A 20,627-nucleotide genomic window follows, 5' to 3' on the forward strand; every position below is an offset into this window, starting at 1 on the left:
ACACTTCCTGCACACCTACAACCACCACCGCGGCCACACCGCACTCGGAGGCAAGCCACCGATCAGCCGTGTGAACAACGCTGCGGGTCAATACAACTAGGTCTTGTCTGATAAATGATCACCCGTGGGCTCAGAATGCCGGATGCTTGTTGACGGAGGGTGGCCACCGTCATGGGGCGTCACGTCTGCCCCTGTGGCGAGCCATGACGACGAGGAGTGTCAGCGGTGTTGGAGACCTACCTGTCCTGGTACTGCGAGGGCCGGATGGACGAGTCCGAGTTCCGCTCGGTCACCAACCAGTTGGCCCAGTCCGGGCTGACCGTCGAGCACCCGATGCTGGGCTGCGGGATGCTGTTGGACGTCGTGGGGGAACAGGTGAAGCTGCCTGTCGGGCGCATCCTGGAGCTTGTTGGTCTGTCGGTCGGGCCGCTCTGCATGCAGTTCTGGCTGTCGGCTGACGCGGACGTGGTGTGCGATGTCAGGTACGTCGCGCCGGATACCCAGGTCCTCACCTTCGTGCTCGGCGGGTTGACCGAGAATGAGCGTGAGCAGGTCACCAATGCGGTTCAGCAGCTGATCCAGAGGGAGTTGGAAAGGGCTGTCGCGCTACTCATCGATCGGGGCGGAGTAACAGCGGACGAGGACGATGACGTGCTGGCCCTGTACGGCCGGCTGCCGATGGGCCCGCGCTCGGACCGAGTGCAGTTCCGTACGGACCGGCTGAGCGCCATCCCGGCTGTGCTTGCTGGAGCAGAGGTCACGGATATTGGCAACGGACTGAGTTCAGTCCGCTGGTCATGATCATCAAGCAGGTTCACGGGGTCAGAGGACGGGCGCTGCGAGGTGGAGTCCTACCCGGTATCGGGCGGGCCGAAAGTGGGCCGTGCTTGCATACGAGCGTGCCCGCCTCGCCGCGGACGCTCTGGCCGCCCGGGTTAGGGCCGCCCGCTGTGTGCGATGTGCCGGTTTGGTGTCAGTGAGTGGGTGTCAGTGACGGCTTGTCAGGCCGGGGTGTTTCCGCTGGTCGGGCGTTCATGAAGGGCAGCGTCAGTGCCATAGAGCGGTTTCTGTAGTGGGTGCGGCTGTCATGGAGCGGTACACCCCACTGCGCTCCACTGTCTTGAGAACGGCACTCCTGATCCCTTTTGGGCTGCGCGGCGGCACGGTGGTCCGTGTCGGTCTTGCGCGGGCGGAAGGGGGCGGGGTGGGGGAGCCGGGCGCGTGGGGTGAGGTCACGGCGGAGCTGAAGGCGTCCAGGCCGGTGCTGGTTGCGCGGCTGCTGGAGCTGGATGCGGACGGGGCGTTGACGACGGCGCATGTGCGTGCGGGCACCTAGGTCGGTGGGGTGAATGTGCGCACGGTGTGGCGCTGGCTGGAGGCGGCGCGGACCGAGGGCCGCACGGAGTCAAGGCCGCGGGCCCGGCTGGAGGTGTCCGACCAGGCGTGGGAGGTGCTGGCGCAGGCGGGCGGGAATGTGGCGGCGCTGCACCGCCATATGGAGGAGGCCGGGGGAGAGGCGCCCTCGCTGGCGTCGTTGCACCGGGTGGTCCGCCGGGACCTTCAGGCCGGCAGGGTCCTGCCGGACCGCGCGGTGGTGCGGCGGCAACGGGATGAGCAGCAAACGCGGCAGGCCCTGGCTGACCTCGCTCTGGCCAGGCCGCAGGGGGGCGGCGCGGTGAAGACGTCTGCGCCACCGCGTCGCGGAGAAGAGGCGGCCAGCGGCTTGCCGGTGGGGGAGAGCGGCGCGCCGGAGGGTGTGGTGTTGCCGGCGGGCGCCCGGCTGGTGCGGACGTCGTCGGTGCGGGCGGTGGCGGAGGCGGTCGGTCAGGCGATGGCGACCCAGGGCGCGGTGTGTGTGTTCGGCGATGCGGGCCGGGGCAAGACCGCGGCCGTGCGGATGGTGCTTGGCGAAGTGCCTCCGGGCTGGAAGGTGACGTGGGTGCCGGTACCGGTGCGCCCGTCGGTGGCTGGCATGAGGCGTGCGGTGTTCGACGCTCTGGCGCTGGCGGGCCGCTTCCCGCACACGTCGGCGCTTGCTGACGCCGCGGTCACGGGGGCTCTGCAGGAGGCGCGGGTGCTGGTGGTCGATGAGGCGCAGCGCCTGCCCGTGCCGTGCCTGGAGTACCTGCAGAGCCTGTGGGACCACCCCGGCACCCGGGTCACGCTGGTGCTGTGCGGGGCGGGCAGCGAGCGGGCGCTGTCCCGGCTGCCGCAGCTGGCATCGCGGGTGGTGGCGTGGCAGGAGGTTCCCCGCTTGACCGGAGCGGAAGTGGCGGCCGTGGTGACCGGCTTCCACCCGCTGTGGCGCACCGTCCCGGCCCGGACCTGACGTGGATCGACCAGTCGTGCGCGCACGGCACGTTCCGCACGTGGGCCGCTTTGACTGCGCACCTGCAGAACGCGCTGCTCACTACCGCTGATGCATCCGTCGACCGGGCTTTGCTGAGGCGGCTGTTCAAGCGGGTCGCGCCGCCGCTGTGAACGGAGCGCTCCTGCAAGAGACGGGAGGGCGATCGCATGCTCCCGGCCACCGTCAAGCACACGATGTCCCACCCGCGTGAGGGGAACTGACATGAAGGACGGCGACGCCATCCGCCCAGACGGCGAACTGCCTGCGGCGTCGAGGACGGCGCTGCGCGGTCCGGCCGTGCGGCGGCTGCTCGCACTTCGGGCAGGGAAGAAGCTGACAGCATCCATGTACGGGTGGCCGCGGACGCTCTAGGAGTGTCGGAGCGTACGGTGTGGCGCTGGCTGGCCACCGCTCAGAGCGATGAGAGAGCGGCCGCCAACCCCGGCGCCCGCTCCCGGGTCGATGCAAGGTTCACGGTCACGTCCGAGGTCCGTGGACTGCTGACGCTGTGGAAGGGGAACGTGCGGGCGGTCCACCGCGAACTGGTCCTGCGCACTGCCAGGCAGTCTCCGCCTGCAGAGGCACCGTCGCTGACGACGCTGCACCGGGCGATCCGCCGCGATCTGACGCCGGGGGAGCGGGCCGGGCTCGCGGGAGGGGAGCGGGCGGCGCGCAAGCACGATGTGTTCCTGGCCCGGCCGCGGGGCTGGCGCAACCAGGTGTGGGAGACCGACCACGTCCAGGCCCCGGTGCTGGTCGACGTCGAGGGCAAGGCCCGCAGGCCGTGGATCACCTGGTTCACCGACTGCGCCACCAACGCGATCACCGGTGTGGCGGTCACCCCGGGGGATCCGTCGCGGGAGTCGGTGCTGGCCGGCTTGCGCTCCGCGGTCCTGCGTGAGGACCCCTACGGCCCGTTCGGCGGCGCGCCCGAGAAGGTACGGGTGGACCGGGGCAAGGACTTCCTGTCCCGGACGGTGACCGCAGCGTTCGATCTCCTCGACGTGACGGTAGAGGATCTGTCCGCTTACACCCCTCACCTCAAGGGCACCGTGGAGGGCCTGAACCGGGCGGTGGAGAGCATGTTCCTGGCCTCGCTGCCCGGCTAGGCCCGCCAGCCGCGCCCCGGCAAACGCTCCTCCCGTCCGAAGGACGAAGTCCTGCTGGGCTTCGAGGACTTCACCGCCCGGCTGCTGGCCTGGACGTTCTGGTGGAACACCGAGCACCGCCCGGCGCCGTTGCGAGGCAAGACTCCGCTTGAGGCGTGGCAGGACGATCCCATCCCGCTGCGGGACGTGCCGGCCGCGGATCTGTGGACGTTCACCCTGGAGGACGCCGGCACCCGCACCCTGACCACCCGCGGCATCCGCTTCCGCAGACGCGACTATGTAGGCGCGTGGATGACCGGTCAGGGCGGGATCCAGGTCCGGGTCCGTTTCATGCCCCACCACGATCACCGGATCGAGGTCTACTACGCCGCCACCGGCCGCTACCTCGGTCCCGCGGACCTGGCCGACCAGGCCAGCGAGGAACGGATCAGCGCCGTACGGCGGGCACGGGCCGCCCGCAGCCGCCGTCTGAAGAAGGACCTCGAAGCTTCTCAGCGACAGCGCTACGCCGCCGTCACCCAGGCCGAGCCCCCTCGGCAGCTCGGCGCGCTGACCGCCGCGCAGGCGGAGGCCGAACTTGCTCAGAGTGCCGACGCCGGATTGTCGCAGCTCGCGCTGCCGGACGTCGTCCCGCTCGCCGCACCCCCGGCCGACTGGCGCACGCCAGCTTCCCTGGCCGCGCTGACCACGCCGGCCCGGCCCGGCCCGTCCCGCGCCAGTCCGGCCGTGACTCCACCGCTACAGCCCCGGACGGCTCGGCCGGGCAGGCCCGCACGTCCCACCACCGACGAAGACGCCTCGTGACCGCGGCCACCTACCAGTATGTCGACCTGCCCGACGCATCCGTGGTCACCACTCGCGCCCTGCTCACCGCCCGGGAGAACATCACCGACACCGTCGCCGCCCGCGCGATGATGTGCATCCACGGTGGCGCCGGCTTCGGCGAGACGCTCGCCGTCAACACCTGCCTGCGCGCACTCGAACCCGGCGAGGACGTCCGCAAGATCACCTTCCGGGCCCGGCCCACCGCCTGCGCGGTGCGCTACGAACTGTTCACCGCGCTCGACCTGGCCGGCGAACCACCGCGCCACTCCAGCGAATTCGACCGCCTGCTGAAGACCGCCCTGGCCGAACGCCCCCGGGCTACCTCTCCCGGCAGGTCCTGGGTGATCCACCGCACCCGCGGATAGTCCGAGGACCCCGCAGGAGCCGCGAACCCGAATCGTGCACGGGTATGGAAGAGGAAGCCATCTGCCTCTGCCTGGGCGCGTCGACGGGCCCGTATTCGGGGCTGCCATCGGGCCAGGACCGCTTCCTCGATCGCCTGGACCTGCATCGGACCCGGCGGACGACGTGCCTCGGCTCTCTTTGTCACCCACCGCTGCACAGTGCGCTGCCCCCCAGCATCGCGGCCACCTTCCGGGTAGACCCCCGGTTCCTCGCCAGCAGAAAACGTAGGCGGGCCTCAGTGCTTGAGGGAATGGGCCGGGTGCGCAACGCGCGCTCCAGTCCCTGCTCGATCTGTCCCATGTCTGCCTCCCTAAGCGAACAGCCCGCACGGCTGGCGCCCCCACAGTCCGTAGCGTTAGTTCTCCCGCATCGCCCGGGCCCTGCCTGCCAGTTTCTGCATTCACGGGACAGCGCCGGATGACGCAGGCTACGAGCCCCTTGGGGGCACCGGCGACAACCTGGCGGCGCGCGTCAGGACGGACGTTGCCGGCACCCCGGTGCTGTCCTTCCGTACCGAGTCTCACCAAGGTATGAGGCCGAAAAGTCCCGCCGGATGGAGGCCTGGACTGTCCGGATGCCGCACCCATCCAGGCCGTGTGATTTTGCGGGGGGCCGGGGCGGCCAGACGGAGCCGGAGAGGGGCCGTTGCGCCAGGCAAGGCCACACCACTTCCGTCAATGGTGCGACGCGTCGTCGTCGATTCCTCACGTTCCCCGGGCTGTTGGCGGTGGGATGCGTGAGACTGTCAAGGTGCTGAACGGTCTCCTCTTCGCGGTCACTCCGTGGTTGGTCTTGGTCGCAATGGCTCTGTTCCTCTTTCCTGGGCCAGTTCAGCGCTGGGGATTGGCGTCTTTGGCGCGCTTCGAGCGCTGGCGTGCCGACTCCGGGGTGCGTCGAGCTGCTCCGCTTCTGACGCAGATGCTGCTGGTGCCGCCACGCATACAAGATCGTGTCGGCGGCCATGGGTTGGCCCCTGGGTATGTCATGCGGTGGTGGCGTGCCCGGCCTCTGGCCGGGCCGATCAAGATCATGCGGTTTGTGCTGCTGCTGTACATCGTGGGGCACATCGATGACATAGCCGACTGGGAACATCTGCGGCTTAGCGCGGATCCCGGACCGCAGCCTGGCGTAGTGCAGGCGCTGCTCAGCAACTTCGTGGCTGTGCCGATATCGGTGCGCCGCTGGGACTTTTCCGCGATCAGCAGGGGGACGGAGATTCTCATCTGGGCTCTGATCCTGATCGCTGAGGTGCGGTTCATCAAACGTCTGAACCTGACCAGTTCCGGCAGAGGCGCCACACTTTCGGCCTATGACCTGGAGGGCCTCACCGGGTCCGCGGACGGGAACAGTGCCCGCATGGAGGACCGACGCTGCTGGCCGGTCGTGGCCCTGCTGACGGTTGCTGCCCAGTGCGCCACAGTTCTGCGACGCTGGGAGGAAACCCAGCCGGACTGCCAGATCCCCCGCGTCTCCGTACAGCCGGTCGAGCGCGCCATCTGGAGGGCCCACCGCACCCGCCGCGCCAAAGCCAGACGACACAACGAACGGCAGTTCAAAGCCCATGCCGCCCTGGTGGTGGGCGCGCTACGACAAGCCGAAGCACGACAGGACTCCAAGCCGGGCCCTGCCCTGGAGGACCTCACCGTGATGCTCCTGACCATCGCCGAACGCTATGCCGAGGGCCGTATTGACGACCTTCTCGACGCAGACCACCTCGCAGGCGTGACTCCGGCCGTACCGAGAGAGCGTCTGCGGGGGATCGTGGTGGGGCTCACGGTCGTCCTGGTGATGGCTGGCGCAGCGTTTCTTGGCCTGCCCGACGCAGCTCTCATCCCTCTGCTGCCGGTCGTGGTCATCTTCGTCGCGGTCGTAGTCAACCGCGGGCGGATGCCAACCGCGGGGCAGCTCACCGATCTGATCATCCCTCGATGAGGCGGAAGACCTCGATGAGCAGCGCCCTGTCCTGAAGCCCGGCGGGAAGCGGATCCACGGTGCCTTCTTCAGAAGATCCATGAAGACCGTGGCCGACCTCAGCCGATGAGTGAGCGGAGCCCGGGGATGCTAACGCCGGCTGCGGTAAGACCAGCCAAAACGGCTGCGGCCACAGCGCCGCCGCTGAGGAAGGTGAGCCCTCCGACGACCAGGCCGATGACGACCGCGATCAGAAGGACGACGGCCGTGTGGATCATCAGGAACGGGGCCGGTCCTTGCGGCGTCGGCACGGGCGAACTCACTATTTCTCCCCAGAGGTTGATGATGTGACGCCCGCTCGTAAGTGCCCGCCCGAGTCCCACCCCACGGCCTGATTTCCCGGCTCCGAGGGCCCCAAAAGAATCTTGGAAAAGTCCGTGGGGTGGCCGCGGGGGGCGCACTTACAAGGGGTCGTCTCGGCGCCGGCCGCGGCGGCCCGGGAGCTTGCGAGTGGGCTGGTGCGGTTGGTGGCGAGCCGTCCCCTTGCACAGCTAAAGGGGGCGGAGACGACAACCGGAAGGGGAGGGCATGCAGGGCGACGGCGCGGGTGAGGAGGTCGCGGCCGCGCGCGCCCGCAACCTACAACCTAACGAGGGCCCGCACGACGCGCAGCGGCTGCTCGGCGCCCCGGTCATCCCCCAGGACGTGCGTGCCATGAACGGCCGCCAGGCCAAAACCGCCCGGCGGCTACAAGAGAACATCGACCGCCGGCTGGCCGACGGACGCCTGGTGGCCCTGCTCGAACAGGACGGCTTCACCGGCCCGCGCTACGACCTGTTCGTGGAAGAACTCGTCCGCTACGGGATCTCTGTCCTGCGCGGCTGGATGCACTCCGGCTACATTTTCGACCTGGTCGCCCAGCGCGGCTTCAATCTCAACCCCCACGAACTCGATCTGGAGGACCTTGCCGCCGACAGCGACCTGCGCGAGGAACTGGCCACCATGACCATCGCCCGAGCCCTGCCGCGCTTCCGCCAGCAGGCCCTGGTCGACAAGGGATGGACCCCCGAAGGCGGAGCAAGCATCACCACCTACTTCATGGGGGCGTGCGCCTACGACTTCCCCAACGAGTTCCGCCGCCACAGGGCTAGCGAGGCCCGCCAGCACCGCGCCCTACGCCGGGAGAAAAAGCTCTACAGCCCACCCGTCAGCACACTCAGCGTCGCCCAGGAGGTCCTGGGCAACCTGAGCGTCCTGGACGAACTGGGGGAGATCACCGACCCGCGCGTCCAAGCCATCGTCGCGCTGACCCTGGACGGCTACTCACAAGACGAAATCCGCGAGCTGGTCGACGCCACGACTGTCCGAGCCGTCGAAGGCTCGCTCTACCGCTGGAGAACCAAAGCCAAGCAGAAGAGGAAGGGGGACCGTGATGACTAGCCGAGACGACGAATTCACCGCACTGCTCAACGCGTCATCGCTAGGCACTGACGCGGCACGACGCCTCCGGGAGCGGACCCCGCAGAGCACCGCCCAAGCCATCCGCGCCATCACCCATCTGCGCAACACCATCGTCCACAAAACCAACCCAGTATCGGAGCAGGACGTCACTGAGGTCCTCACCGCGCTCGACTCCTTGACCAGCGACGACACCGGCCTGCGCAGGCTGCGTGACGCCATGGCCCGCCTTCATGCCCATGAAGGGACTGAAGCGATCGACGACCTGCCCGAGGCTATGGAAGCCCTCAGCCTCTTGCTCTTGGACGGACTCGACGCCGCTACGTCGCAGAAACTACGAGTGGCTCTCACGGTCGTCGCCACGCGCCTGGCAGCACAGGCCGCGCCTGTCCTCCTCACCGTCGTTGAGACGGCTTCGATCATGCGGGTGTCGAAAATGACGATCTACCGCTTGGTGCAGAGCGGACACCTGCCGTCCATCCGCTCCGGCCCCTCCGGCCGGTCCTTTCGCATTCCCGAAGCCGCCGTACACGAGTACCTGCGCACGTCATTCATGGGAGCGCCGGTCAACCCGCCGCAGTGATCATGCAGGTCGCGCAAAACGACTCACGCTGGCGGAGCCGCCCCAACAGGTTTCCTTGCCCGCAGCCGTTCAAGAGCTCGCTGTCCTGACCCTCTTTGTAGACCCAGGCCCGTACTGAAGTGGCTACCGTGCCGCATACGCGGGCCGAGGGTCGGGGCACGTTCGGCCCGGTTGCGCGGCGGCCGGGCCCGCCGCGCCGCACCCGCCGACGGCCTCCCGGTCGGGCCGGGACGGAAGTTGCCGACACCCCGGTGCCAAGTATTTCCCGCAGAACGGCGACCCCATCCCTCGCACCTTCGGCCGCCACCCCAGCGCGCACGGCGTCTCCCGAACTCAGTACTCGCGGATCAACGCGGTGTACGCCCTCATGCTGGTCACCTCGGTGATCAAGTTCTTCGACACGGAATTGCCCGGCCGGCGGTAACAGCACGAGACCCTGGGCTGTCATGGCAGCCCAAAGTCTTCTGTGCTCTGGTGTGTCCGGCCAGATCAACGACCTGCCGGTGGTGTCACGCCCATTCCATGCCCAGTTCCCGCAGCGCGTCCAGCTGGTCCTGAGTGAGCTTGTCGCGACGCGTCTTGGTGTTGGAGACCCATACGCCCAGTTTCACGGTCACCGGGGCCGTCTCGCCGGCGACCGCGATCTGTTCGCTGTGGCTCCTTGGCACGGGCCGGTGGGCGCCTTCTCGCTCGATCCACTGCGTGAGGCCTGTAAGTCCGCGCTGGAACGCCTGCTGCGCCTTGCTCGGGCCCTCCGTCGCGCGGGCGGCGGGGGCGGGAGCCGGCGCCTGGACGGGCTGCACGCCCAGCTTGGTCAGCCGCTCCTGCTGCTCCTCGGACAGCGAGGCCCAGGTGCCCGGCTGCTTCTGCCGCTGGAGCCACCGTCCGATGTCGTCGCCGTCCATGAGCACGCCGGGTGCGATGTCGGGGAGGTGGCCGTCGGCGTCGACGAGGTCGGCGAGGACGCGGTAGTGGCGTTGCCAGTCCAGGGGCCACGGGCAGTCCCAGTCCGGGTCGATCGCGGTGAGCTGCGCCGCACGCTGCTCCGCCCGCTTCGGGTCCTTGCCCAGGCCGTTCTTCGCGCCCTTCCGCCGGAGGTTGGCCATGTGCTGCCCGACCGGCACCATTACCTCGCCCTCGCCCCACACGGCGTCCTGACGCGGGGCGAGGTGTCCCGTGGCCCGCCGGTAGGAGCGCAGTGCGGCGAGCTTGGTCTCCCAGGCTTCCTCGCCCGGCTCCCAGACCATCCCGGCCTCGAGGGCGTCCAGCAGTTTCTTGCGGTGGGGATCGAGTCCGCCCGCGCGCAGCGCCTTGCGCTGCTGGTGCACCCACCGCCCCAGGGGAAAGTCCTTGGTGACGCCCACCTCGACCTCAACGTCGTAGGGCACGGCGTACAGGCCGGTGATCTCGTTCTCCCTGCGCCAGCGCAGCAGGGCTTGGTAGCCCTCCAGCCACACCAGCGACTCCGGCCGGTAGACCCGGGTGCGCAGGAACGCGGCGATCGTCGCCGCGTCGCGGGGAGAGGAGAAGTGCAGCAGGGCGGACTCGGCAGCGGCGACGGTGTCGTCCTGCTCCTGGTCCTCGCCGTCGTCCTCTCCGCCGGCCCCGACGATCCGCCCGTCCTCATCGCGCTGAAGGTGGACCTTGCGCTTGTCACTGGTGAGCGCGCGGGAGGCGAGCTGCTCGACCAGGCGCTCATCGTGGCTGCGCAGGCCCTTTATCTAGGGGTGGTCGAAGTGTGAGGGATGTTTGTTTGGGTTGTCACCTGCGGGAATGGTTGCGTGACGATCCCGGGGTGAGGGTGGGGGAGTGGTGGTTACGTTCGGCACGTGGAACGGATCTACGTGGGTGAGCGGGCTGTCTCTCCGGCGACGGGCGTGAGCTGGTGGGTGGTTGTCGATTCCCGGACCTACGGTCTGCAGAACGAGGCAGTGGCCTATCTTGCTTCGCTGCGGGCTCGGGACTGCTCAGTACCTGATTGGAATCCCTGGTCCTACGGCTTGAGGGCATTGATGCTGGTTGTATGGGCTCGGGTTGGGTGGTGCGGCGGTATTGCCTGGAGTGCGGGATGCCGCTAGCGAGGAGGAAGCCGGCGGTAGCGCGGCGTCGCTTATCCACTGGATCAGCACCCGGACGCTTGTGACAAAGTGCTCGGATGATGCAAGAGCCCAGTGCGGATGTTCATCCGCTCGACCAACATCGTGACCCGTTGCGCGTGGACCTCGTCCGGGGTTTGGCCGCCCAGGTTGCAGCCCAGTACGGCGTTGACCTCGCGCGGATGCGACGGGCCAACGGGTACTCGAACGCGACGTGGGTCGGCGGTGGCATCGCCGTGCGGATCACGCATACCCCCATCGACATGGCCCGCGAGGCTGCGTTCGTGCGGGCTCTGCCGCGAGAGGTCGGGCACCCGGAGGTCCTCGGAGAGGGCACCGTTGAGGGCCATGGATGGATCGTGACCGCGGAGGTGCGTGGCCAGAACCTGCACGAGGCGTGGCCGTCACTGGCCCCTGCGGAGCAACGGCAGGCGATCCGTCAGTTGTGGGATCGAGCTCTGATCGTGCACGACGCGAGCCCGTCTCTCAGGACGTACGTCGCAGCACATGGGGGTTTTGTTCCGGAGACGTTCGGTGATGCTGCGGCGGCGGCCGGACGCGCCGAAGTCGCACTGGGACTCTCCAGCGTTCAAAAGTCGCGGCTCCATAACGTCATCGAGGGCTACTTCCGGGCGGCACCTTTGGTCGGGCAGAGCGTCAACCATGGGGACCTCGCTCTGATGAACGCGCTGTGGGACGGTGGGGTCGTCTCCCTGCTGGACTTCGAGTTCGCCGTGCTCGGCCCGGTCGAGATTGACCTGTGCCGACTGGTGTGCGAAGCCCGCGTGTCCGAGGAAGGCCACCACGTCGACTCGCAGGCGGGCGCCGCCGCGGTGGAGATCGCCGCTCGTCACCTGGATCCGGTTCACGGTCGCGCACTGATCCACGGAGCCGCGGTCCTCGACCAGCTCCGCGATCTTGGCATCTGGCTCGCCCTCGACTCGACCGAGGAACGTCGCGAGGACTGGCGCCCGAGCCGTCTGCTCACCGACCTCCTCGATTCCGAGGGCGGCTATCTCGCGCCCCTGCTCACGTGACTCCGCGGTGCGTTTTGCGCGGTGGAGATGAAGCTCAGAATGAGGATTGCTGGGGACCGAGGCGGGGTGAGGGCCGGTCGGTCAGGCTTTCTTCGACCAGCTGGCGTGGGGGCCTTTGCGGGTGATGCGGCGGGTCATGAGTGTGATGAGTGCCCAGGTCAGGTGTGCTTCTGAGTGCTGTGGGAGGCGTTCGTAGTCGCGGACGTTGCGTCTGGCTTTCATGATCCAGCCGAGTGTTCGTTCGACTTTCCAGCGTCGGGGCAGAACGATGAAGCCTTTCGCTCCGCGCGGTCGGGAGACCGTTTTGAGGGTCATGTTGAGGAAGCTGCCGGACCAGTTGATGAGCTGGCCGCCGTAGGCGGAGTCGGCCCAGACCTGCGTGATCTGCGGTTGCATGACCCTAAGGCGCCAGAGAAGTTCGCGGGCCGCGTCCCGGTCGGTGGTGTCGGCGGGTGTCACCGTGATCATCACCGGGAGGCCGAGGGTGTCGACGGCGATGTGTCTCTTGCGTCCGTTGATTTTCTTCCCGGCGTCGAATCCGCGGGTGGCCTTGGAGACGGTCTCGGCGCCCTTGACCGACTGCGAGTCGACGATCAACGTCACGGGCCAGGGGCATCGCCCCTGGCCAGTGCGGATCTTCCGCCTCAGTTGATCACGGAGGAAGCCGATGACGCCGCGGCGGTGCCAGGCGGCGAAGTGGTAGTAGACGGTCTGCCAGGGCGGACAGTCCGCGGGCAGGGCCCGCCATTTGACCCCGTTGTCGACGAGGTAGCGGATGGCGTCGACGATGTCGCGCCGTGGCCACTTCTCCGGCCGGCCGCCGGTCTTGGTCTGGCAGGCCGGCAGGGGAAGCAGCGGTTCGATCAGCGCCCACTCCGCGACGGAGGTGTCGGAGGGATAGCGGCGTCGGCGGGTCGTTGAAGCTGGCATGGGAGGGGGTCCGGAGTCATTTGGAGAGCTGGGTGAGGGTGGCCCGGACGCCGGTGAGCTGGGCGGATGCGAGCTGGGCCCACTCGTCGTCGGGGTGCCGCGCCAGGTGCGGGTCGAGTGTCCCCGTGATCAACCGAGTGAGGCGGCCCAGGACGAGGCGGAACTGCTTCTTCTCGTATTCGATCCAGTCGGCCGGTTCTTCGGAGAAGAGGTAGCCGTCCTTGCGGCGCCAGATGATCGGGGTCAGGTGTTCCGAGGCTCCGACGTCGCGCAGGTGCCGGACCCCGCGGGCGACCTGGGAGGGGGACAGACGGGTTGCGGCGACCAGCTGCTTGGTCTGGAGCCCTGACGGTCTGGCTTCCATGAGCGAGACGCGGACCAGGTCGCCGTAGTGCTCGGACAACGGCCGGGCCTGCCCGGCGCCCCGTGGACGGCGGGACACGGGTCACTCGCCTTTGAGGAGCTGGGCGAGCTGCTCGTCCAGGGTGAACGTGCCCGTCTCCAGCGCGGCCTCCAGCCAGTCGGCAGCTCCCCGGACCTTGGCGATCGAACGCCGGACCGTCTCGCGTTCGTCGTCGCTGAACTCCTGGTCCCGCAGACGTGGAACGAGCCGGCCCAGGGTCGCCACGTATTGGTGGGCGGAGCCGACCAGATCGAGGTATTCCATGGTGTGCTCGATTTTGCGGACCGCGGGCATCCGCTCACGGATCTGTTCCCTGGCCTGCTCGGAGTTGTCGAACTGGGCCCGGTTCACGGTGAAGCGGACATCATCGTTACGCATCGCCTGCCGGGCGACGCGGGGACGTTGCAGCAGCTCGGAGGTGACCGAGGTGGCCACCTCGTCGTCGCGGGTGAGTTCCTTCACGACCCGGACCCGCTCGGCGGCCGGCATGCTCTTCGCGGTCTCCGGGCGGGCGAGCAGTGAGGCGGTCACCTGGACGGCGACGTCGTCATCGCGGGTCAGGTCCTTGACCGCCCTCACCTTCTCCTCGACCGAGACCGGGTTGTCGACCTGGTGCCCGACCAGGCGTTTCGCTCCGTCCGTCGTCCACTGCTTGCGGCTCGCGCGTGGGTTGAAAGGGGCGTCCTCGACCGACACCCACCGTTCCTCCTCGTCCTGGATCGAGGCGAGGATCTTGTGGACGGTGTGCGAGACGCCGTCCTTGCGCTTGTCCTTCGGCCAGCGCGAGGACACCCACCGCCAGTCCTCTACCGTCTTGCGCGAGACGCCGATGTCGTCAGCGAACATCTGCAACGACTCCTCGACCGTGAACAGATCGTCCGTCTCCCTGGGCACTGATCCTCCCACCGGTCGCATCGGCTCGATGAGAAGGGCCTTGTCACCCAGCGCGAACTGGGCCTTCGTGACCTGAGCGATCAGCTCGCGTGCTTCCGCGACGAGCTCTTCGTAACGCGTCCGTGAGACGTTCCCGACCCGATCCGACATGCCGTCACCGCCCTCGTGCCCCGGACCGGGCCGGCCACCGGTGGTGGTCGGCTCAACGGTGAATCAGCCCAGGTCACGACCAGAATGCGGCCCGGCGACCTGTTCATGACAGGCGCGAACCGGGGGCGTGCAGGGCGCGTCGTCAGCCCGTCGCACCCCTCTGCGAAAGCTCTGTGGCACCCGGTTCACCTGCGGCGTTCGGCTATGGCGTCACCGTGACGGAATCCGGTGACGCCTTCGCCCGCCAAGCCCGCGTCCGGCACCGCGACGAACAGAACACCGCCGAGCGACGCAGCTCGACCCCGATCGTCCACCCGCGACCGCAAACCGGACAGAGCGCTCTTTGGCCCCGCTGCATCTCAGCCACCCGCCGACGAGCGTGCTGCAAGGCCCGCCACCGTCTTGACCTGCACCTACCCGAACAGAACACCGCTGCCGACGACTTCGTCGTCGGCAGCGGCACCCCACACTCCGGGCAATACCGCCGTACCACCCCGCCCGAGCCCATACAGCCAGCATCAAGGCCCTCAAGCCCTACGACCAGAGATTCCAATCAGGCACTTTGCGGCATCGGTGTTCTTGGTCGGGCCCATGAAGACTGCCATGACGCGGTCGCCGTCGAAGCTGCGGATCTTGCCGCCTCTCGCTCGAATGACCCGGCAGGCGGCGTCGAGGTATGCCCGGATGACCTTCGCGGCTGTGGTGCGTGTGAAGTCCCGGGCCAGACTGGTGGAGTCGGCCAAGTCGGCATACAGATACACGGCATCGACCTCGACGGCCCCGTTACTGAGGCTCACGTCCTCGGTCTCCGGCACTACGGTGCCGTTACGGGTGTTCCAGTTGGAACAGACCACACTTGTTACGGCCTTCTCGACGTCCTCGGCGAGTCCCACTATGCCCCCTACCGGAGTATGAGATGAGTGGCGGCAAGGTAGCAGGTGCCACTGACAACGACCGGTGGTGAGCACCAGACGCAAGGCAAGCCGTACCAGCCGGAAAGGATCACCCTGCCCGGCCCCGCTGCTCGCTCCCGGCTGCTCACCGGCTGAGGCGGATGCGCGACCCCCACGCGAACTCGAGGCCGTCGGAAGAAGACGGTCTCCAGCTCCTTCTCCCATCCGCCGCGCAGGAGGAACGACGCGGCCTCCATCCGCTCCGGGATGACCAGGGTCTCGGGCTTGTCCGACCAGTGCGTACCGGCCGTGCGAGGCGGGCCTGCTGCCCGGCCCGTACGCGCGCAGCATCTCCTCCAGGCGGGCGCGGTGCTCCTCCAGGCGCTCGATGTAGTCGCAATCATTCCGAGGCCGGTGGTGGTCTGTACTGGCGTCAGCGGGCGTGGAACCAGACGCCGCCGTACGCCACGACGGCACCGCCGACGGCGGTCGCTGCGCCGCGGAGCAGGTAGAGGCCAGCCTCGTTCCGCACTCGCCGTGCGCGTGCGGCCCACCGGCCTCCTGTGGATGGGGTGCGGGCTTCCGGGGCCGGGTCGTTGCCCGTACGCTCGCCCTTGGACATGAGCTTCTCCTTCGTCGGGGATGTTCGGTCTTCTGCAGGCGGCTCTCTGTTCGCGCAGGGGGCTGTCGCCTTCTTGGGCAACGACCAACGCCGTGTCGAACTTGCTCCGGGTAGAGGCGAGTTCGGATGTACAACACGGTGGGACCAGATCCCGGGTTCGTTCCCCCTGCTCTGTTCCTGCCCGCGAGATCAGTTCACCGCAGTCCGGCCCCGGATCCCCTACTGCGTGGGAAAGTACGCAAACGGCTGCAGCGAGGCCTCTGCGGCAGTGCCCTTCACTGTTCTGCAGCCAACTTCGGAGTTCTCCGACATGCTCCAGTGGCATCGCTCTAGCCTGGACTTTCGGCAATCGGGGGAGGGCTGATGATGCAACCGACGGCGGGCAGCTCGCCGGCAGGACGCGGGGTCTTTGAAGGAGAGCTGCGGGCAGCCGCTGCAGAACTGCGCAGATTGAAGGCCGAGCACGGCTCCCCGACGGGGAAGGAGATCGCCGCGCGGGCTACCCGCGGCGGCCGACGCCTGTCCGAGTCCGGGATCAGCGGAACCCTGAAAGGGAGGGACCTGCCGGGGCTCGATTACTACATGACCATCGTCAGAGTGCTGCTCACCTATGAGACCGGACAGATCGCCACACGCCAGCACAAGGATCTCGCTGCCTGGCGCGAGCGCTGGCAACGCCTCCAGGCGCTGAAAGAGCAAGCAAAGATCGACAGGAAAGCCCCAGACCCTTTTGGCCTCGGCTCGCATCCAATGGCGCCGTCCGGCGGCCTGGCGGAACAGGTCGTGCTGGCTGCGCTGCGTCGCGGCGAGTACCTGCAACTGCTGCCCACCGCGTCCGCCACCGGGGGAATGTGGGCTGTGGCCTTCTCACCGGACGGATCCCTGATAGCCACAGGGCACGGGGCGAAAACGGCTCAGCTATGGGACACGGTCACTCAGCAGAAGGCTGGGGACCCGCTCCTGGGACATACCGACGTCGTGTGCACGGTGGCGTTCTCGCCGAACGGCCGTCTTCTTGCAACCGGTAGCCAGGACGAGACCGTACGCCTGTGGGACACAGCCAGCCGCACCTTAGTTGCCGCCCCTCTGAAAGGCCACGGAGACAGTGTCACGACAGTGCTCTTCTCAGCCGATGGCCGCCACCTCATCACCGTCGGCCGGACCATACGGCTGTGGGACCTCGCAGAGGTGACTCAGCCCCGCAAAGCTGGGAAGCCCTGGGCCAGCAGCCTCACCGCACAGCCCGCGCTCTCTTCGACGGGACTACTCGCCACGGGCCATCCGAACGGCGTTGCCCACCTGTGGGACCCCATGGAACAGAAGAAGCTCGGCGAGTCGCTGCGAGGCCACGCAGAAGAGGTATCCGCTGTCGCCTTCTCACCCGATGGACAGCTCCTGGCGACATCCAGCCATGACATCCAGCTATGGAGCGTTCACAGCCGCGAGATGATCCACGAGCCCTTGAACTGTGAAAAAGATTGGGTGAGCACGATGTCCTTCTCGCCCGACGGACGTGTTCTCGCAGCTGTCAGTGGCCACATCGAAGGAGAGGAAGTAGGCGATCACGTCGTCCGCCTCTGGGACACCGCCACCTGGAGCGAGATCGAAGCACCGCTCGGCGGCCATACCGGAGTTGTCGACGCAGCCGCGTTCTCTCCGGACAGCCGCCTCTATGCGACCGGAGGGTACGACGGTTTGCTACGATTCCGAATCCTCCCCTCAGCGCCCATGTCCTGAGCTTCTTCTGCAGTGACGATGCCCTCGGCTACGCCCAGCGCATCCCGATCGCGGACAGCAGCTCCATCCGCTCTGGCGACAGTGTCGCGGCCCGGCTGCGCTGGTTCCCGACCCACGCCCCGAGTCGGAGCTCCCGCTCCTCCTGGCCCTCGCCGACCATCCGCTCGACGTGCTTCCTCGGCACCCGCAGGTGCCCCTCGCGCTCGAAGAACTGGCGGGCGGCCTCGAAGTTCATGACCCACTTGTCGGCCTGCGTACGGCGCGCCTTCGGCTTCTCCTCCTCGGTGGCGGGCTCGATCCCAAGGACCTGCTCACACATCCACTGCTGCACAGCGGTGAGGTTGTCCCAGCCGAACCGGACCGAGCGCACCCACCGTCCGAGGTCCTCGCCCTGGTGCACGACGGCACCCGGCTCCATCGGCAGCACGCCGCCGGCCTCCTCCAGGTAGAGCCGGACGAGGTGGAAGGCCCGCTGCCACTCCACTGCCCAGCTCGGGCACCACGACGGGGCGATGTCATCGAGCTGCTCGCGCCGTTCGGTCGTCATCGCCCCGGCCGACGACTCCACCGGCAGGCCCTCGGCCCGTCGCTGCTCGATCTCGTCGGCCTTGCGGGCGGCGGCCCGCGCGTTCTTCAGCCAGGTGCCCACCCGGTAGCCCTGGTGGGTGGCGTCCAGCGGGGCCAGGAGGTGCCCGTTCGCCTCCGCCCACCCCCGCGCAGCAGACAGGCCCTCCTCCCACGCGACGTCGAAGTGCGACCACACCATGCCCAGCTTCTCCAGCTGCCCGATGCGGTCCTCGTCCATGTCCCCGCGGGCATAGAAGCGTCGGTTGTCGGCGATCCACTGCCCGAGCGGGAAGTTGGCGAGCGAGGCCGGCCATCCGATCCCTTCCGCCTCTTCGCCTTCGGGCACGCGGTAGGTGAAGGGCACCTTCAGATCGCCGTGCTCGCGGGCGAAGATGACGGCGGCCTCCACCCCGCGCCGCCAGTGCTCGTGCTCGGGGTTGAGGACCCGCAGGTTGATGAACGCGGCCAGCTGCGCCGGGTCGCGCGGGGTGGAGAACTTCAGCAGCTTCCGAGCCGGGGTCGACGGCCCGCTGGACCCGTTCCCCTCGCCCCGGCTCTCCTGGCCCTTCGCGGGCTTCTGGACGGGCTTGTAGGCGCTGGGAGCCTGCTGCTCGGCCAACTGCTCAACCACCCGGGCGTCGTGCGCCCTGAGCGCCTCCAGGAGCTTGGCCAACCCGCCGAACGCCCGGGAGGTGAGCATGTTGTCGGCCGTCTCGCCCGGCCCGAGCAGCACCGGCACGACCAGGCTGGCGAGCTTGCCCTCACCGGGCTGCATCCGCAGCGCGCGGCCCACGGCCTGGACGAGGTCGGGCATGGAGCCGCGCACGTCGGCCCAGAAGACGGAGTCGCAGTTCTTGGTGTCGACGCCCTCCCCGAGGACCTTCACCGAGCCCAGGAACCTCTTCTCCACGACCGTGCTGTCCATCGCGATGCCGTCGGCGAACTCCCCGAGAACCCGCCGCCGGTGGCCCGGCTTGTGGTCGCCGCACAGCCAGTCCGCCCAGATCGTGCACGGGTACAGCTCGGGGTCGGCCGCGTGCAGTTGCGTGGTGACGTTGGGAAGGCCAGCCGCGAACGCCTCGGCCTCCTTCACCACGTGGTGGAAGACGAGCGTCCTGCGGAAGTTCTCCTCCGAGGACGCCTTGAGCAGCGCGGTCTGGAGCGCGGCGAGCCGGGCCCCGCGGACCTCGTCCGAGCGGCCCTCGGCGCCCAGGAGCTGCGCGGCCTGGAGCTGGGTGTCGGTGATGTCCACGCACACCACCTGGTACGGCGCGCAGATGCCCCGGTCGATCGCATCCGAGAGGGTCAGGGTGAACGCCCGGCTGCCGAAGGGCCCGTCGGGGTCGCCCTCCATGCTCGCGACCAGCTCGCCGGGCGCGCCCTCGGCGTCCTCGTCCAGCTGCCACAGCCGGGGCGTGGCGGTCATGTAGAGGCGCCGCAGGGACGGGATGCGGGTGTTGTCGTGGACGACCGCCCACGGCTTGCCCAGCCGACCCGAAGTCCGGTGCGCCTCATCGACCACGATCAGGTCCCAGCCCGGAAGGCCGGCCTTGTGCGCGCGCTCCAGCGTGCCCAGCCCGAGGGAGGCGTACGTGGCGAACACGGTGACCTTGTCGAACGGCCGCACCCAGTCGACCAGCTCCTCCACGTCTGTGGTGTTGGGGAAGGTCACGTCCTCGCCCCGCAGGGACGAGACCCCGATCATCGGGCCCGTACGACCCGCCACGCGCCATGCGGCCTCGGTCTGGGTGAGCAGATCCAGGGAGGGGACGAGCACCAAGACGCGGCCCGAACGGAGCTTCTCCGCGCTGCGGGCCGCGACCCGGGTCTTGCCGGATCCGGTGGCCATGATCACCTGAGTCCGGAGCCCCCTCGCGGGCGCAAGCGATCTTGCAGGCAATTCGAGGGCACGGACTACCGCATCCACGGCTTCCTGCTGGGCTGCCTCGCGCTGATCAGTTCGGGTTGTGGTCGACATATCTGTCTGCCTTCTCCTGGGCTCTCAGATGGGCAGGGATCAGGAAACCTGCACGTAGAGGCCACGTGATTGGCTACGGTGAACCTCACCGAAACCGGTTCACAGCCTCGGACCGGTAGCGGGAAGCGTGATCGGAAACCGGTCCAGCTCCTTTATTGGTGCTGCTACCTGAGTCCAGAGTCTATCTCGTACTTCAAACTGAAGCACCTGGAACGGTGAAAGTCCCTCGAACGTGGCCGAATTCTGTTACTGTTGCCTTATGGCCACCCCGGAAAGCAGCCTGACGGCCGGTCAACTCGGCCCACTCACCCCACCCCCGATCTCTGTTCGATCCGCCACTCTTCCGACCGCCCGTCGCCCCTCCCCGCCCTTGCTGCTGTTGGTGACCTGGGCCCTGTTGGGTGGGCCGCGCGGAGCGTGGCACGCGTGGCTCGTAGGGGAGTTGGGCCCGCCCGCAGGGGTGGCTGGAGCGCAGCGGAGGCCACGGGTCGGCCGGAGGCCGGCCCCGGCCCGCAACGCGGGCCGCCTTCCCTGCGGTTGGGTGGCGGGCGCGGAGCGCGTGCCACCCGGCGGTGAGCGGCGCGCGCCGCACCCGCCCCCGCGGCGCGTGCGCGGCCGGGGAGCGCAGCGACCCGGCTCGCTTGCATATCGCGAAGCGATATGGTACCCGCTCCGCGGG

The 20,627-nt window shown here is 68.4% G+C and carries 15 protein-coding genes and 3 pseudogenes; 11 read left to right on the plus strand and 7 right to left on the minus strand.

The genetic code is table 11. The features are described from left to right. From ACGFZL_RS31810 to ACGFZL_RS31840, 7 genes and pseudogenes are all read left to right on the plus strand, one after another. Positions 1-100: pseudogene (locus ACGFZL_RS31810) on the plus strand (IS481 family transposase); the annotation flags it as partial. Between the two features lie 125 nt (positions 101-225). Continuing rightward, positions 226-801, plus strand: coding sequence for a hypothetical protein (locus tag ACGFZL_RS31815; RefSeq protein ID WP_393697029.1), 576 nt, complete (start codon positions 226-228; stop codon positions 799-801). Positions 802-1,087: 286 nt separating this feature from the next. Beyond that, positions 1,088-1,336: a hypothetical protein gene (locus tag ACGFZL_RS31820; protein WP_393697031.1), complete on the plus strand. Its 249-nt coding sequence runs from the start codon at positions 1,088-1,090 to the stop codon at positions 1,334-1,336. Between the two features lie 9 nt (positions 1,337-1,345). Next, complete coding sequence (locus ACGFZL_RS31825) at positions 1,346-2,329, plus strand: AAA family ATPase (RefSeq protein ID WP_393697033.1); 984 nt, start codon at positions 1,346-1,348, stop codon at positions 2,327-2,329. A gap of 318 nt (positions 2,330-2,647) precedes the next feature. After that, positions 2,648-4,263 (plus strand): annotated as a pseudogene (locus ACGFZL_RS31830) (Mu transposase C-terminal domain-containing protein). Further along, a complete protein-coding gene (locus ACGFZL_RS31835) occupies positions 4,260-4,649 on the plus strand; it encodes a hypothetical protein (protein ID WP_393697035.1) in 390 nt (129 codons plus the stop codon). Before ACGFZL_RS31830 ends, ACGFZL_RS31835 begins: the two are co-directional and overlap by 4 nt. A gap of 790 nt (positions 4,650-5,439) precedes the next feature. Continuing rightward, complete coding sequence (locus ACGFZL_RS31840) at positions 5,440-6,621, plus strand: hypothetical protein (RefSeq protein ID WP_393697037.1); 1,182 nt, start codon at positions 5,440-5,442, stop codon at positions 6,619-6,621. Between the two features lie 98 nt (positions 6,622-6,719). On the opposite strand, the gene ACGFZL_RS31845 is transcribed toward ACGFZL_RS31840, so the two are convergent. Further along, positions 6,720-6,923, minus strand: coding sequence for a hypothetical protein (locus tag ACGFZL_RS31845; protein WP_393697039.1), 204 nt, complete (start codon positions 6,921-6,923; stop codon positions 6,720-6,722). Between the two features lie 265 nt (positions 6,924-7,188). On the opposite strand from ACGFZL_RS31845, the gene ACGFZL_RS31850 reads away from it, so the two are divergent. After that, positions 7,189-8,040 (plus strand): hypothetical protein, encoded by an 852-nt coding sequence (locus ACGFZL_RS31850; protein WP_393697041.1) that lies wholly within the window; start codon positions 7,189-7,191, stop codon positions 8,038-8,040. A gap of 385 nt (positions 8,041-8,425) precedes the next feature. After that, positions 8,426-8,641 carry a helix-turn-helix domain-containing protein gene (locus ACGFZL_RS31855; RefSeq protein WP_393697057.1) on the plus strand — a complete coding sequence of 72 codons (216 nt, stop codon included), beginning with the start codon at positions 8,426-8,428 and terminating at the stop codon, positions 8,639-8,641. Positions 8,642-9,150: 509 nt separating this feature from the next. On the opposite strand, the pseudogene ACGFZL_RS31860 reads toward ACGFZL_RS31855, so the two are convergent. After that, positions 9,151-10,362: pseudogene (locus ACGFZL_RS31860) on the minus strand (helicase associated domain-containing protein); the annotation flags it as partial. A 434-nt stretch (positions 10,363-10,796) separates the two neighbouring features. Between ACGFZL_RS31860 and ACGFZL_RS31865 the strand changes: the two are divergent. Then, on the plus strand, positions 10,797-11,774 hold the full coding sequence (locus ACGFZL_RS31865; protein WP_393697043.1) for a phosphotransferase family protein: 978 nt from the start codon (positions 10,797-10,799) through the stop codon (positions 11,772-11,774). An 81-nt stretch (positions 11,775-11,855) separates the two neighbouring features. Here the strand turns inward: ACGFZL_RS31865 and ACGFZL_RS31870 are convergent, their stop codons facing one another. The 4 genes from ACGFZL_RS31870 to ACGFZL_RS31885 all read right to left on the minus strand — a co-directional run bounded on the left by ACGFZL_RS31870 (position 11,856) and on the right by ACGFZL_RS31885 (position 15,044). Beyond that, positions 11,856-12,704 (minus strand): IS5 family transposase, encoded by an 849-nt coding sequence (locus ACGFZL_RS31870; RefSeq protein WP_393697045.1) that lies wholly within the window; start codon positions 12,702-12,704, stop codon positions 11,856-11,858. A 16-nt stretch (positions 12,705-12,720) separates the two neighbouring features. Further along, positions 12,721-13,146 (minus strand): hypothetical protein, encoded by a 426-nt coding sequence (locus ACGFZL_RS31875; RefSeq protein ID WP_393697047.1) that lies wholly within the window; start codon positions 13,144-13,146, stop codon positions 12,721-12,723. Between the two features lie 3 nt (positions 13,147-13,149). After that, entirely contained in the window at positions 13,150-14,151 is a 1,002-nt protein-coding gene (locus tag ACGFZL_RS31880; protein ID WP_393697049.1) for a DUF6192 family protein, read from the minus strand. A 527-nt stretch (positions 14,152-14,678) separates the two neighbouring features. Further along, positions 14,679-15,044: a hypothetical protein gene (locus tag ACGFZL_RS31885; protein WP_393697051.1), complete on the minus strand. Its 366-nt coding sequence runs from the start codon at positions 15,042-15,044 to the stop codon at positions 14,679-14,681. Positions 15,045-16,029: 985 nt separating this feature from the next. On the opposite strand from ACGFZL_RS31885, the gene ACGFZL_RS31890 reads away from it, so the two are divergent. Continuing rightward, positions 16,030-17,403, plus strand: a complete 1,374-nt coding sequence (locus ACGFZL_RS31890) for a WD40 repeat domain-containing protein (RefSeq protein WP_393697053.1) — start codon at positions 16,030-16,032, stop codon at positions 17,401-17,403. 28 nt (positions 17,404-17,431) lie between these two features. Here the strand turns inward: ACGFZL_RS31890 and ACGFZL_RS31895 are convergent, their stop codons facing one another. Then, on the minus strand, positions 17,432-19,948 hold the full coding sequence (locus tag ACGFZL_RS31895; protein WP_393697055.1) for a Helicase associated domain protein: 2,517 nt from the start codon (positions 19,946-19,948) through the stop codon (positions 17,432-17,434). Positions 19,949-20,627 lie beyond the last annotated feature (679 nt).

Source organism: Streptomyces sp. NPDC048182 (assembly GCF_043202555.1).
Classification (GTDB): Bacteria; Actinomycetota; Actinomycetes; order Streptomycetales; family Streptomycetaceae; genus Streptomyces.

Coding starts and splice junctions, on each gene's coding strand:
- ACGFZL_RS31820 (WP_393697031.1), top strand. CDS start 1,088: ATGGAGCGGTACACCCCACTGCGCTCCACTGTCTTGAGAACGGCACTC.
- ACGFZL_RS31850 (WP_393697041.1), top strand. CDS start 7,189: ATGCAGGGCGACGGCGCGGGTGAGGAGGTCGCGGCCGCGCGCGCCCGC.
- ACGFZL_RS31865 (WP_393697043.1), top strand. CDS start 10,797: ATGATGCAAGAGCCCAGTGCGGATGTTCATCCGCTCGACCAACATCGT.
- ACGFZL_RS31870 (WP_393697045.1), bottom strand. CDS start 12,704: ATGCCAGCTTCAACGACCCGCCGACGCCGCTATCCCTCCGACACCTCC.
- ACGFZL_RS31880 (WP_393697049.1), bottom strand. CDS start 14,151: ATGTCGGATCGGGTCGGGAACGTCTCACGGACGCGTTACGAAGAGCTC.
- ACGFZL_RS31890 (WP_393697053.1), top strand. CDS start 16,030: ATGATGCAACCGACGGCGGGCAGCTCGCCGGCAGGACGCGGGGTCTTT.
- ACGFZL_RS31895 (WP_393697055.1), bottom strand. CDS start 19,948: ATGTCGACCACAACCCGAACTGATCAGCGCGAGGCAGCCCAGCAGGAA.